Source organism: Pseudomonas brassicacearum subsp. brassicacearum (genome assembly GCF_008801605.1).
Lineage (GTDB): Bacteria > Pseudomonadota > Gammaproteobacteria > Pseudomonadales > Pseudomonadaceae > Aquipseudomonas > Aquipseudomonas brassicacearum.
Map to the genome: position 1 here is coordinate 1 of NZ_VZPJ01000020.1, position 12,790 is coordinate 12,790.

The following is a 12,790-nucleotide window of genomic DNA, read 5'->3' on the forward strand; positions in this document are numbered from 1 at the left end:
AAGTTTCCTTTGCAACTTCAACCACTTGCGCTTCCGATCTCTCGTTAGCGGGAGGCGAATTCTACAGCGTTACTCGCTGCTGTCAACACCTCTTTTTCACCGCTTTCGACCGAGAAGATCGAACCGCTGATAGAGCCAAACAACACCGCTCTATCTGCTCCTTCCGGGCTTCGATGAACTGAAGCCCAACACCTTCGAAACTTACTTAACTCATTGAATCTCAAGGAGTTTTCCGTTTCGACTGCGCCGGAAGTGGGGCGAATTATAGACTTCCAGAATCTGCCGTCAACCCCTAATTACGCTTTTGTTGCAGAAGGAACTTTCCTACCCAGCAAACGCGGGATCCGACGCATAACCGGCGGGACTCTCAGCATCAACAGTACAGCCCCTATAAAGGCGTATATCGCCCACTCCTTCAGATCTGCCCGCACGATCCACAGCATATGCAACAACCCAAGCCCCAGGATCAGATAAACCAGGCGATGCAATTTCTTCCAGCGCACGCCAAGCCGCCGCTGACTGTAGCGATTGGATGTGACCGCCAGCGCCAGCAGGCCGAGAAAGCCAAGCGCCCCGACAATAATGTAAGGCCGCTTGCTCAACTCGACGCCCAGCTGCGACCAGTCGAACCCCAATATGAACGCCGCATACCCGCTCAAATGCAGCACCACATAAGTAAAGCACCACAACCCCAACTGCCGCCTGACCGCAATCCACCCTGCCCATCCCGTCAGCTTTTGCAGCGGCGTCATGCTCAAGGTGATCAACAACAGGATCAACGTGCCCAACCCGAGCCGATCCACCAGCACCTTGCCCGGGTCAGGACCCAGCGAGTTCATCAAGGCCTCGTAAAGCCAGAACAAGGGCCAGATCGCCGCCGCGATGAAGACGCCGATTCGCCAGACTGGAAAACGCATCAGTAGTCCTTCCTCAGGTCCATCCCTGCATATAAAGAAGCGACTTCATCCTGATAGCCGTTGAACATCAACGTATCGCGAACATTGGGACTGAACAGCCCGCTCGGTAAACGACGCTCATGCGCCTGGGTCCACCGCGGATGATCGACCGTCGGATTGACGTTGGCATAGAAACCGTATTCGTCAGACGCGATGCTCTGCCAAGTCGTCTTCGGCTGCTCACTCACCAGACTGATACGCACGATGGACTTCACACTTTTGAAACCGTATTTCCATGGGACCACTAGCCGCAGCGGCGCGCCATTCTGGTTCGGCAACTCCCGTCCGTACATTCCCACCGCCAGGATAGCCAACGGATTCATGGCCTCATCCAATCGCAAGCCTTCGACATATGGCCAGTTGATCAAGGCGAAACCGGAACGCTGCCCCGGCATGACCTTGGGATCCTGCAGGGTTTCGAAGCGGATGTACTTGGCCTTGGAGGTCGGCTCGACCTGCTTGAGCAATGCAGAGATGGGGAAGCCAATCCACGGAATAACCATCGACCAGGCCTCGACACAGCGCAATCGATAGATACGCTCTTCCAGTTGATAAGGCTTCATGAAGTCTTCCAACCCGTAGCGTCCCGGCTTGCCCACCTCCCCGTCCACGACCACGCTCCAGGGCTCGGTCTTCAACGACCCGGCATTGGCTGCCGGGTCTCCCTTGTCGGTTCCGAACTCATAGAAGTTGTTGTAATGGGTCGCGTCCTTGAACGGCGTGATGGGCTCATTCTTGACCGTGACCGCGCCCCATTGGACTGAAGGCAGTTTCTCGGCAAACCAGGACGGCGCCTTTCCGGGCTCGACATCGGCATACCGCGCCGCATCGGCAGCACTGGCCCATTGAGGCAAGCTGCTGACGGCGAGGCCAGACAGGGTTGCACCGAGCATTTGCCGACGGGATAGATAGAGGGATTCGGGCGTGACGTCCGATTCACGGCAGTCGGACGACTTAGGGATCTTGATCAGCATGACAACTCCGCAGTATTGGAGGGCAGATGCACCAATAGACTGCGGAGTATGGGGGAAATTACATTAAGGCAACGTTTAGCGTTGACGAAGACGCAACAAGTATTGCACCGGTCCGGAGGCGGCATAGCCCAGGAACACCAACAACAGGATACGCGGCGGATCACTGAACACCACTGCGAACACCAGCACCACCGCCAGAATCGCCACGAACGGCACACGGCCCTTCAGATCCAGCTCCTTGAAGCTGTTGTACTTGATATTACTGACCATCAACATCCCGGCCGCCGCAACCAGCAACGCCACCAGGAACGACATTTTCGACCCCTGGATGCCGTAGTCGCTGAATGCCCAGACAACACCTGCCACGACACCCGCCGCGGCCGGACTGGCCAGGCCGATGAAGTAGCGTTTGTCAGCCTTGCCAACCTGGGTGTTGAAACGAGCCAGGCGCAATGCCGCCCCCGCCACATAGATAAAGGCAACCATCCAGCCGACCTTGCCCATGTCCCCCAGCGCCCAGCCGAACGCCAGCAAGGCGGGAGCCACGCCAAAGGCGACCATGTCGGACAGCGAATCATATTCGGCGCCAAACGCACTCTGGGTATTGGTCATGCGGGCCACGCGCCCGTCCAGGCCATCGAGCACCATGGCGACGAAGATCGCAATGGCGGCGAACGCGAAGTAACGACTCGCCCCTGCGCTATCGCCAGCGCTCAAGGCAGCCTGGGCACTCATGGAGCTGATGATGGAATAGAAACCGGCGAACAGGTTCGCGGTGGTGAACAGGTTCGGCAACAGATAGATGCCACGATGCCGGACCTTACGGCCTTCAGCGTCATGGCCTTCTTCGACGTGCTCATCGATGGGCAACAGGCTTTCGGCGTCAGGAGCCTGGTTTGGCTCGTCGGGACGTTCGCTCATGGACAATACCTTGCAACGGTGTGAAAAAATTCGACAGATGTCTGGGACGACGGTTCGGCCGCAAACGATGCAGCTTTATACCAGAAGCCACCGCCCAAACGAAAAAACGCGGCCGAGGCCGCGTTTTTCGATCAAGTTCGCGACTTAGTTCTTGGCTTTGTCGACGATCTTGTTGGCACCGATCCACGGCATCATCGAGCGCAGTTGCTCGCCGATGATTTCGATACCGTGAGCGGCATTGTTACGACGCTTGGCGGTCATCGAAGGATAGCCGGTAGCGCCTTCGCTGATGAACATCTTGGCGTATTCGCCGTCCTGAATACGTTTCAGGGCGTTGCGCATGGCCTGACGGGATTCGGCGTTGATGACTTCCGGACCGGTCACGTACTCGCCGTATTCGGCGTTGTTGGAGATCGAGTAGTTCATGTTGGCGATACCGCCTTCATACATGAGGTCAACGATCAGCTTCAGTTCGTGCAGGCACTCGAAGTAGGCCATTTCCGGCGCGTAGCCAGCTTCAACCAGGGTTTCGAAACCGGCCTTGACCAGCTCGACGGTACCGCCGCACAGAACGGCTTGCTCGCCGAACAGGTCGGTTTCGGTTTCGTCCTTGAAGGTGGTTTCGATGATGCCGGTACGGCCGCCACCCACGCCAGCAGCGTAGGACAGGGCCACGTTCTTGGCGTTGCCGGACGCATCCTGGTAGATCGCGATCAGGTCAGGGATACCGCCGCCTTTCACGAACTCGGAACGCACGGTGTGACCCGGGGCCTTCGGCGCGATCATGATCACGTCGAGGTCGGCACGTGGCACAACCTGGTTGTAGTGGATCGCGAAACCGTGGGAGAAGGCCAGGGTGGCGCCTTTCTTGATGTTCGGTTCGATTTCGTTCTTGTACAGCGCCGATTGGAACTCGTCCGGGGTCAGGATCATGACCAGGTCGGCCGCAGCAACGGCAGAAGCCACGTCGGTCACTTTCAGGCCATGGGCCTCGGCCTTGGCAACGGTGGCCGAGCCTTTACGCAGGCCGACAGTCACGTCAACGCCGGAATCTTTCAGGTTGCACGCTTGGGCGTGACCTTGGGAGCCGTAGCCGATGATGGCGACTTTCTTGCCCTGGATGATCGACAGGTCGCAGTCTTTATCGTAGAAAACTTTCATGAATTTCCCCTATATCCGGCCGTTCAGGCCATTCGCTAATTTGGTTAGATGCTCAGTACTTTGTCGCCACGGGCAATCCCGGTGACGCCACTGCGTACGGTTTCCAGAATCGAGGCAGTGCCGATCGATTGAATGAAGCTGTCGAGCTTGTCGCTGGTACCGGTCAACTGAACGGTATAGACGCTGGCGCTGACATCGACGATCTGCCCACGATAAATATCGGTAGTGCGTTTGATCTCGGCGCGCTGGGCGCCGGTGGCCTTGACCTTGACCAGCATCAGTTCACGCTCGATGTGAGCGCTTTCCGACAGGTCCACCAGCTTGACCACCTCGATCAGCTTGTTCAGGTTCTTGGTGATCTGCTCGATGATTTCATCGTGCCCTACGGTGGTCAGCGTCAGACGCGACAGGGTCGGGTCTTCGGTTGGCGCCACGGTCAGGCTTTCGATGTTGTAGTTGCGCTGCGAGAACAGGCCCACAACACGAGACAGCGCACCTGGTTCGTTTTCCAGAAGCAGGGAAATAATATGTCGCATGATTAGGTACGCTCCGTCTTGCTCAGCCACATATCGCGCATGGAGCCGTCTTTGATCTGCATCGGGTAGACGTGCTCGCTGGTGTCGACCGCAATATCGATCACCACCAGGCGATCCTTCATGGCGAACGCTTCCTCCATCTTCGACTTCAAATCCTTCGATTCGGTGATGCGCACGCCAACGTGACCGTAGGCCTCTGCCAGCTTGACGAAATCAGGCAACGATTCCATGTACGAGTGCGAGTGACGGCTGCCGTAGCTCATGTCCTGCCACTGGCGAACCATCCCCAACACGCCGTTGTTCAGGATCACGATCTTCACCGGCAAACCGTATTGCAGGCAGGTGGACAGCTCCTGGATGTTCATCTGGATGCTGCCTTCGCCCGTGACGCAGGCGACATCAGCCTCTGGGAAGCTCAACTTGATGCCCATGGCCGCCGGGAAACCGAAGCCCATGGTGCCCAGGCCGCCGGAGTTGATCCAGCGATTGGGTTTGTCGAACTTGTAGTACTGCGCAGCGAACATCTGGTGCTGGCCCACGTCGGAGGTCACAAAGGCATCGCCCTTGGTCACTTCGCACAGGGTTTCGATCACGGTCTGCGGCTTGATCACACTGCCGTCACCCTTGTCATAAGGGAACAAGCCACGATCGCCGCGCCATTCATCAACCTGCTTCCACCAACTGGCCACGGATTCCTTGTTTGGAACCTCGCCGATTTCCTTGAGGATGGCGACCATTTCGGTCAACACGCTCTCTACAGGACCGACAATCGGCACGTCTGCCTTGATGGTCTTGGAGATGGACGCCGGGTCGATATCGATGTGGATGATCTTGGCGTTCGGGCAGAATTTCGCCGGACCATTGATGACGCGGTCGTCGAAACGTGCGCCGACCGCCAGGATCACATCGGCGTGGTGCATCGCCAGGTTGGCGGTGTAGCTGCCGTGCATGCCGAGCATACCGATGAACTGACGGTCGGTGCCCGGGAACGCGCCCAGGCCCATCAGCGTATTGGTGACCGGCAGGTTGAGCATTTTCGCCAGTTCGGTCAGCGGCGCGGAGCCACCACCGAGGATCACGCCACCACCGGAGTACAGCACAGGGCGCTTGGCCGCCAGGAGCATTTCGGCTGCCTTGCGGATTTGCCCCGAGTGGCCGCGTACGGCCGGGCTGTAGGAACGCAGCTTGGCTTTTTTCGGGAAGATGTATTCGAACTTCTCGGCCGGGTTGGTCATGTCTTTCGGAACATCGACCACGACCGGGCCCGGACGACCGGATTCTGCCAGGTAGAAGGCCTTCTTCATGACTTCCGGGATTTCCGACGCGTGCTTGATCATGAAGCTGTGCTTCACGATCGGCCGGGAGATACCGATCATGTCGGTTTCCTGGAATGCGTCGGTACCCACCATGGTGCTGGGCACCTGGCCGGAAATGATCACCATCGGGATGGAGTCCATGTACGCGGTGGCGATACCAGTGATGGCGTTCGTGGCGCCTGGACCGGAAGTCACCAGTACCACGCCGGCCTTGCCGGTGGCACGGGCATAGCCGTCAGCCATATGGGTGGCGGCCTGCTCGTGACGAACCAGGATATGGGTCACTTCCGGTTCTTTGAACAGGGCATCATAGACATGAAGAAGAGCACCACCGGGGTACCCGTAGATATATTTGACGCCTTCGTCACGCAAAAAGCGGACGAGCATCTCACCGCCAGATAAAAGCTCCACGTTGTTCACCTCTAAAACGCCAGAATACCGACCCACAAGAAAGGGACGGGTCTTAATAGGTTTACTTCTCGGCAGAGCATGAGCGACGGTGGTCGCCGACTACGTCAGCACTGACTGAGCAAGTATTGGGATCGTCCCAAGTGTTGCGGGCCTTTCCCACCCAGCGCGAGGTAACGCGTTGCGGGTGTAACAGGTCGGCGCGGATGTGCGCCTCATGATCTGCTGAGTGGGTCTGCTTCTGGCAGTCCCTCTACAGCGGACTTTGGATTCTTCTGTTTCGCCTCCTTCAAGTCAAGTCGTCTATGTGTTTTATTCGAAGTAAGCGCATGAGAACGCAAGAAAAAACCTTTAAACGGCAACTGTGTTAGCTTCAATTGCGCAACCCATGACAAGGAAACAGCATGCGAATGATCTTCTTGACGGCCAGCCTGCTGGTTGGCCTGAGCCCGATGTGCATGGCCGGTCAGGTCTACAAATGGGTGGACGCCCAGGGCGTTACCCACTTCGGCGCCCAGCCGCCCGAAGGCACGGAGGCCACGACCGTGATCAAGTCCGCCCCGCCGCCCGCCAAACCGGCGGCACCGCCGTCTGGCGGAGTCATTGGCGACCAAAAGGCCATCGACCAACAGGTCAAGAAACAGATTGCCGAGCAGGAAGCCCAACTCAAGGCGTTCTGCGAACAGGCCCGGACCAATCTGGCGCAATTGCAGAACAACCCCAGGGTACGTGAAGACGTAGAGGGGGAAATGCGCCGCCTCACCGAAGAAGAGCGGCGCCAGCGGATCGACGAGACCCGCAAGCAAATCGAGGAGAATTGTCAGTAACGCCGGTCAGCCGGCGTTGCTGATCAACTGATCGAACTGCGCCAGCAGCCGCTGCAACTCGATGCCCTGCCCTGGCCGCTGTGCATAGACCATCTCGGCCATGGCAAGGATGCCCGAGGCGTTGGGCAGCGGCAGGTCGTTTTCCAGGATGGCTTTCATCCTGGGCAGGAAGATCCATTGCAGCCATTGCTCGAAGTCCAGGGTGTCGACCGCGAATGGCTCGACACTGGCCAGTGCCTGCGCCGAAGGCGAAACATCGCTCCACCAGCCCTGGACTCGCAACTCCCGCTCGATCAACAGCAACTGATCGGCGATTTGAGGAAAACGCGTATCCATCAAAGCGAAACCTTGGCCTTCTGACGGGCCAATGCCGCGCCAGCGGAATCGCCCTGTTTCTCACGGGCCTGGGCGATCAACTCCCACAGGCTGGCCTGAAGTGCCGGGCGACCACTGGAGAATGTCAGGCCACGACGGGCCAGCTGTTCGGCTTGCGGCGCATCGCCCTGGGCCATGCGCACCTGGGCCAGGCGATAAAGCACCTGGGGTTCGCGCGGCGCGACACGCTGGGCACGCTCCAGGCTGGAAGACGCACCGTTGAGGTCACCACCGGCCTGTTGCTGTTGCGCCGTGGTCAACAGGGCCAGAACCGGGCCGTCGAGCTGTTCATCGGCGGACAGACCACCGGCTCCTGCCGACGGAATGCTGCTCGGCGTCGAAGGCATGCTGTAGCTGCCCTGGTCGATCGGCGAGGTTTCGATTGGCCCGGGGGTAATCGGGCCCGGCGTGATCGGCGTGCTGCTGATCGGCGCAGAGGTCGTCGCGCCGCCACCAGGCACCATCACGACGACACCGGTGTCGCCCTGCGGGATTGCCTGGACCTGGCCCTGCGCCGGCCGCTTCACTGTCGTTTGACGGAAACCGCCATTGGCCGAGACCCGCTCGCTGTTGGAAACAGCGGTGCCGGAATCAACGACCGGAATCGAACCGCGTTGTACGGTAGAGCAACCACTGAGCAAAGCCACGGCTGTTACCGCTGGAATCAACCACTTGTTCACTTGAAACCCTCTTTGCTTAATTCATCCAGTCCTTGACCCAATCCATCACCGATTCGGCGGGATTCGTGCCGCCACAGGCTGCACCGGGTGGCGGTTCGCTGCCGCGAATATACGGCATCTGCACGGCGCCCGGGCAATTGGCATCGGAGCCTTGTCCCGTGCGCGAATCGACCCACGCCTGGACGATGTTGTCCGGTTGCGGCATGTCCAGCGGCAACGGGTCGGCCTTGCGCATGAAGCTGGTCCAGACCTGCAGCGCACCGGTGGCACCGGTGAACGGGGTCTTGCCATTGTCATCACGTCCGAGCCAGACCACCGCCAGCAGGTCCTGGCTGAAGCCGGCGAACCAGCTGTCGCGCGAGTCGTTACTGGTACCGGTCTTGCCCGCCAGGGTCAGGGTCCGGGGCAGCACGTTATAGACCGAGCTGCCGGTGCCTTCACGCATGACCCGCTGCATCGCGCTCTGGATCAGGTAAATGGAGGCCGGATCGAAACGCTGCTGGATCTGGAACGGATAACGCTTGAGCGGTTCGCCATCGGCGGTCAGCACGCTGCGGATCCCGCGCATCGGCGTATTGAAACCGCCGTTGGCCAGCGTCTGGTACATGGCCGCCACTTCGATCGGCGTAAGGCCTCCGGCCCCCAGCAACATCGATGGGAACGCCGGGAATTCGCGACTAACCCCCAGGCGCGCCAGGGTCTTGAGTACGTTCGGTACGCCGACTTCCAGCCCGAGGCGAGCGGTCGACAGGTTGTAGGAGTGCGCCAGCCCCTGGTACAGGAACACCGTACCGTGGGAACGACGATCATAGTTCTGCGGTTTCCAGACCTGGCCATCGGCGCCCTTGACCGAGAACGTCTCGTCCGACAGCCAACTGGTCAGCGTGTATTGGCTCGGCTTTTCCAGGGCGGTGAGGTACACCGCCGGCTTGATCAGCGAGCCAATCGGACGCACCGCATCCAGCGCTCGGTTGAAACCGGCGAAACTGGCCTGCCGGCTGCCGATCATGGCCTGGACTTCACCGGTTTCCGGGTTGGTCACCACCATGGCCGCTTCAACTTCGTCGGCGCCCTTGCGCCCACCCAGCCGCTTGAAAGTGTCCTCGACCGAGGCTTCAGCCTTCATCTGCAGGATCGGATCGAAACTGGTGAAGATGCGCAGGCCTTCTTCGGTCAAGTCTTCGTCGCGGTAGTCTTCCCGCAACTGACGCTTGACCAGGTCCATGAAGCCGGGGAAGGAGCTGTCCGCCAGGCTGCCGCGCTTGGTCACGCCCAACGGCATCTTTTTCGCCGCCTCGACTTGCTCGGCCGTCGCCACACCCTGTTGTTGCAGCAGGTCGAGCACCAGGTTGCGCCGTTCGAGGGCGCGTTCCGGATTACGACGCGGGTTGTAGGAAGACGGTCCCTTGACCATGCCCACCAGCAACGCCACCTGATGCAACTTGAGTTCGGACAGCGGTTGGCTGAAGAAGAACTGGCTGGCGAGGCCGAAACCGTGCACCGCCCGTTGACCGTCCTGACCGATAAATACCTCGTTGAGGTACGCCTCCAGGATCTCCTGCTTGTCGTAGTGCAGCTCCAGCAACAACGCCATCATGGCTTCGGTGAGCTTGCGGGTCAGGCTGCGTTCGTTGGTCAGGTAGAAGTTCTTGACCAACTGTTGGGTCAGGGTACTGCCGCCCTGGCGCATGTGGCCCGAGGAGGTATTGACCCAGATGGCCCGGGCAATCGACTTGGGCGAGACGCCGAAGTGATGGTAGAAGTCGCGGTCTTCGACGGCGATCAGCGTATCGAGCAGGAACGGCGGCACCTGGTCGATCTTGATCAGGATCCGGTCTTCGAGGTTCTTGGGGTACAGGCCACCAATGAGCAACGGCTCAAGGCGCACCACCGACAGGCTTGCGTTGTTGGCGCCGGTCAGCGCAGCGACATAATCGCCGGAAAAACGCACCCGCACCGGTTGTGCCTGCTCCATGCCTTCATAGAACTGAAAGCCACGGGTGTTGAGGTCGATGGTATTGCCATTGACCGAGGCCGCACCCGGACCATTGGCCACGCTTTCACGGCGATAACCCAAGGCATCGAGCTCGGTCAGGAAATCATCCTTGCTCAGCTTCTGTCCGACGAACAGCTCCAACGGCCGGGCATAGACCTTGGCCGGAATGGTCCAGCGCTTGCCAGAGAACTTCTCCTGGACCACGGCATCGAGATAGACCGCAAAACCGGCGAGCACGACGAGGCCCACCAGGCTGAGTTTAAGGGCCCAGCCCAGCCAGGGCCGCAGGCGGCTGGCGGGTGGTTTCTTGGGGGTACGGGGGGATCGGGTACGAGTCATGGCGGCGGATTATACGCACTTTGCCTCGGTTCAACATGAGCCCTCCACGCGGTTTGCGTTAGCGCGGCTTGCGGCCATAATGACGGCCTTGAATTTTTCCAGTCTATGAAGGACCGCCCGTGAGCCAATCCCTGATCGCTGCCCTGCAAAACCCGGCCCTCTACCCGCATCCCGTCGAAGGGTTCCAGGTCATCGAGACCCACATTTCCTGGGTATTGCTCACTGGGCCATACGCCTACAAATTCAAAAAGCCGGTCAACTTCGGCTTCCTCGACTTCACCAGCCTCGAGGCGCGCAAGCACTTCTGTGGTGAGGAGTTACGCCTCAACCAGCGCCTGACCCAGGACCTGTACCTGGACGTCCTGCCGATTACCGGCAGCGCCGAAGCGCCACAGCTGGGTAGCGACGGCCCGGCCATCGAGTACGCCCTGAAGATGCGTCAGTTCCCGCAGAGCGAACTGCTCAGCACGCTGCAAGCCAACGGCGAACTGACCACCGCGCACATCGACGAGATGGCCGCGCAGATCGCCCAGTTCCATCTCTCCACGCCCAAGGTGTCCGCCGAAAACGACGCCGGCACCCCGCAAAGCGTGATGGCACCGGTGCTGCAGAACTTTGAACAGATCCGCCCGTTCCTCAACGACAAGGCCGACCTGTTGCAACTCGAAGCCCTGCAAGCCTGGGCCGAGAGCAGCTTCGAACGCCTCAAGCCGCTGTTCACCCAACGCAAGGCCGAAGGTTTCATCCGCGAATGCCACGGTGATATCCACCTGGGCAACGCCACCGTGATCGACGGCAAGGTGGTGATTTTCGACTGCATCGAGTTCAACGAACCGTTCCGTTTCACCGACGTCTACGCCGACACCGCATTCCTGGCGATGGACCTGGAGGACCGCGGCCTGAAATCGCTGGCACGGCGCTTCGTCAGCCAGTACCTGGAACTGACCGGTGACTACCAGGGCCTGGAGCTGCTGAACTTCTATAAAGCCTATCGTGCCCTGGTCCGGGCAAAAGTCGCGTTGTTCAGCATGCCGGCCGAAGCCGATCCGGTGCAGCGCGCCACCACCCTGCGCCAGTACCGCAACTACGCCAACCTGGCGGAAAGCTACAGCACCATTCCTTCGCGCTTCCTGGCCATCACCCACGGCGTCTCGGCCGTTGGCAAAAGCCATGTCGCGATGCGCCTGGTAGAGGCGCTGGGCGCCATTCGCCTGCGTTCGGACGTGGAGCGCAAGCGTCTGTTCGGCCAGCAACAAGTACCCAACGATCCAGAGGCCGGCATCTATAGCAGTGACGCCAGCAGCGCTACCTACGCCCGCCTGCATGAAATCGCCGCGGTGATCCTGCGCGCCGGCTTCCCGGTAGTGATCGATGCCACTTACCTCAAGCGCGATCAACGCGACGCAGCGGCGAAAATCGCCGAGGCCACCGGTGCTCCGTTCCTGATTCTCGACTGCGACGCGCCGCAAGCGGTCATCGAAAGCCGCCTGGCACAGCGTCAGGCCGACCAGAAAGACCCCTCCGATGCGAACCTGGCGGTCATTGCCGCACAACAATCCAGCCGCGAAGCCCTGACCCCGGCGGAAATTCTCTGCAGCAAACGGGTCCAAACCAATGAAAGCGGCACACTCGACATCGTGGTCGCGCAGATCCGTCAGCGCCTGCCAGGCCTGTAGATATTTTTTCGGCCGTGAAGCGATGCCCGGCTTCACGGCCGTCAAATAGTGGCACTATACTGGCGTCATAAAACCAACAGGTGATATGAAATGAGCCTTCCCAAGCTTCTCAACACCCCGCTTTATGCCTTGCTGCGCAAAGACGATATCGCCGGGTTCAACAACGAACGCCCACAAGGCCCGGTCGACATGCGTGGCGGCGACTTTCGAGGCCTTGATCTGCGGGAACTGAATGCGGACGACGTTGACTTCAGCGACGCCTACTTCCGCTCCGCCGATCTGCGTGGCATCGATTTTCGCAAGTCGTCACTGGAAGGCGCGAGCCTGGCCCATGCGCAAATCTCCGGTGCCTACTTCCCGCCGGAACTGTCTGCGGACGAGATCCTGATGTCGATGAACTTCGGCACCCGGTTGCGCTACCGCACTCGCTGAACCTGTTTGAAGCGGGTCGGCCAACGAGCGGACCTGCCACAGACTGAACGGATCTCCAGCGCCCCCGCTTGCGCTGGAGCATATAGTTTGCAGCCTTTTCCCCCCCATCGTGCGTAATGCATTAGAAGCTTTTGCGTCGAATCCGACCAAACAATCACGCTTTTCCTACTGACCGCTACACTGCTCAGAAGCT

At 59.7% G+C, this 12,790-nt stretch carries 12 protein-coding genes; 3 read left to right on the forward strand and 9 right to left on the reverse strand.

The features are described from left to right. Positions 1–296: 296 nt before the first annotated feature. The 6 genes from msrQ to F7R20_RS28860 form a co-directional block, all read right to left on the reverse strand. Positions 297–917 (reverse strand): protein-methionine-sulfoxide reductase heme-binding subunit MsrQ, encoded by a 621-nt coding sequence (msrQ, locus tag F7R20_RS28835; protein ID WP_003205600.1) that lies wholly within the window; start codon positions 915–917, stop codon positions 297–299. Next, the gene (gene msrP / locus F7R20_RS28840; protein ID WP_003205603.1) at positions 917–1,930 is read right to left on the reverse strand and encodes a protein-methionine-sulfoxide reductase catalytic subunit MsrP; all 1,014 of its coding nucleotides are present in this window, start codon (positions 1,928–1,930) and stop codon (positions 917–919) included. Before msrP ends, msrQ begins: the two co-directional genes overlap by 1 nt. Before the next feature lie 75 nt (positions 1,931–2,005). After that, positions 2,006–2,851, reverse strand: a complete 846-nt coding sequence (gene pssA / locus F7R20_RS28845) for a CDP-diacylglycerol--serine O-phosphatidyltransferase (RefSeq protein WP_003205604.1) — start codon at positions 2,849–2,851, stop codon at positions 2,006–2,008. 144 nt (positions 2,852–2,995) lie between these two features. Continuing rightward, positions 2,996–4,012: a ketol-acid reductoisomerase gene (gene ilvC, locus F7R20_RS28850; protein WP_003185459.1), complete on the reverse strand. Its 1,017-nt coding sequence runs from the start codon at positions 4,010–4,012 to the stop codon at positions 2,996–2,998. Between the two features lie 44 nt (positions 4,013–4,056). Continuing rightward, the gene (ilvN, locus tag F7R20_RS28855) at positions 4,057–4,548 is read right to left on the reverse strand and encodes an acetolactate synthase small subunit (RefSeq protein WP_003205610.1); all 492 of its coding nucleotides are present in this window, start codon (positions 4,546–4,548) and stop codon (positions 4,057–4,059) included. A gap of 2 nt (positions 4,549–4,550) precedes the next feature. Continuing rightward, positions 4,551–6,275 carry an acetolactate synthase 3 large subunit gene (locus F7R20_RS28860; protein ID WP_003205612.1) on the reverse strand — a complete coding sequence of 575 codons (1,725 nt, stop codon included), beginning with the start codon at positions 6,273–6,275 and terminating at the stop codon, positions 4,551–4,553. A 401-nt stretch (positions 6,276–6,676) separates the two neighbouring features. On the opposite strand from F7R20_RS28860, the gene F7R20_RS28865 reads away from it, so the two are divergent. Continuing rightward, positions 6,677–7,099: a DUF4124 domain-containing protein gene (locus F7R20_RS28865; RefSeq protein ID WP_013694219.1), complete on the forward strand. Its 423-nt coding sequence runs from the start codon at positions 6,677–6,679 to the stop codon at positions 7,097–7,099. A 6-nt stretch (positions 7,100–7,105) separates the two neighbouring features. On the opposite strand, the gene F7R20_RS28870 is transcribed toward F7R20_RS28865, so the two are convergent. The 3 genes from F7R20_RS28870 to mrcB are packed head-to-tail and all read right to left on the reverse strand — an operon-like array spanning position 7,106 to position 10,489. Beyond that, positions 7,106–7,435, reverse strand: coding sequence for a YqcC family protein (locus F7R20_RS28870; protein ID WP_003205615.1), 330 nt, complete (start codon positions 7,433–7,435; stop codon positions 7,106–7,108). Next, positions 7,435–8,154 carry a tetratricopeptide repeat protein gene (locus tag F7R20_RS28875; RefSeq protein ID WP_003205617.1) on the reverse strand — a complete coding sequence of 240 codons (720 nt, stop codon included), beginning with the start codon at positions 8,152–8,154 and terminating at the stop codon, positions 7,435–7,437. The genes F7R20_RS28870 and F7R20_RS28875 overlap by 1 nt, the downstream gene beginning before the upstream one ends. Before the next feature lie 16 nt (positions 8,155–8,170). Continuing rightward, a complete protein-coding gene (gene mrcB, locus F7R20_RS28880; protein WP_003205618.1) occupies positions 8,171–10,489 on the reverse strand; it encodes a penicillin-binding protein 1B in 2,319 nt (772 codons plus the stop codon). A gap of 119 nt (positions 10,490–10,608) precedes the next feature. Between mrcB and F7R20_RS28885 the strand changes: the two genes are divergently transcribed. Both F7R20_RS28885 and F7R20_RS28890 read left to right on the forward strand, forming a co-directional pair. Continuing rightward, positions 10,609–12,165, forward strand: coding sequence for a bifunctional aminoglycoside phosphotransferase/ATP-binding protein (locus tag F7R20_RS28885; protein WP_003205620.1), 1,557 nt, complete (start codon positions 10,609–10,611; stop codon positions 12,163–12,165). Positions 12,166–12,255: 90 nt separating this feature from the next. Next, a complete protein-coding gene (locus tag F7R20_RS28890; RefSeq protein WP_003205621.1) occupies positions 12,256–12,597 on the forward strand; it encodes a pentapeptide repeat-containing protein in 342 nt (113 codons plus the stop codon). Positions 12,598–12,790: the final 193 nt, after the last annotated feature.

Bases quoted from the DNA above. Each gene is read 5' to 3' on its own strand.
- F7R20_RS28870 (WP_003205615.1), bottom strand. From the start codon at position 7,435: ATGGATACGCGTTTTCCTCAAATCGCCGATCAGTTGCTGTTGATCGAG.
- pssA (WP_003205604.1), bottom strand. From the start codon at position 2,851: ATGAGCGAACGTCCCGACGAGCCAAACCAGGCTCCTGACGCCGAAAGC.
- msrQ (WP_003205600.1), bottom strand. From the start codon at position 917: ATGCGTTTTCCAGTCTGGCGAATCGGCGTCTTCATCGCGGCGGCGATC.
- ilvN (WP_003205610.1), bottom strand. From the start codon at position 4,548: ATGCGACATATTATTTCCCTGCTTCTGGAAAACGAACCAGGTGCGCTG.
- msrP (WP_003205603.1), bottom strand. From the start codon at position 1,930: ATGCTGATCAAGATCCCTAAGTCGTCCGACTGCCGTGAATCGGACGTC.
- F7R20_RS28890 (WP_003205621.1), top strand. From the start codon at position 12,256: ATGAGCCTTCCCAAGCTTCTCAACACCCCGCTTTATGCCTTGCTGCGC.
- mrcB (WP_003205618.1), bottom strand. From the start codon at position 10,489: ATGACTCGTACCCGATCCCCCCGTACCCCCAAGAAACCACCCGCCAGC.
- ilvC (WP_003185459.1), bottom strand. From the start codon at position 4,012: ATGAAAGTTTTCTACGATAAAGACTGCGACCTGTCGATCATCCAGGGC.
- F7R20_RS28865 (WP_013694219.1), top strand. From the start codon at position 6,677: ATGCGAATGATCTTCTTGACGGCCAGCCTGCTGGTTGGCCTGAGCCCG.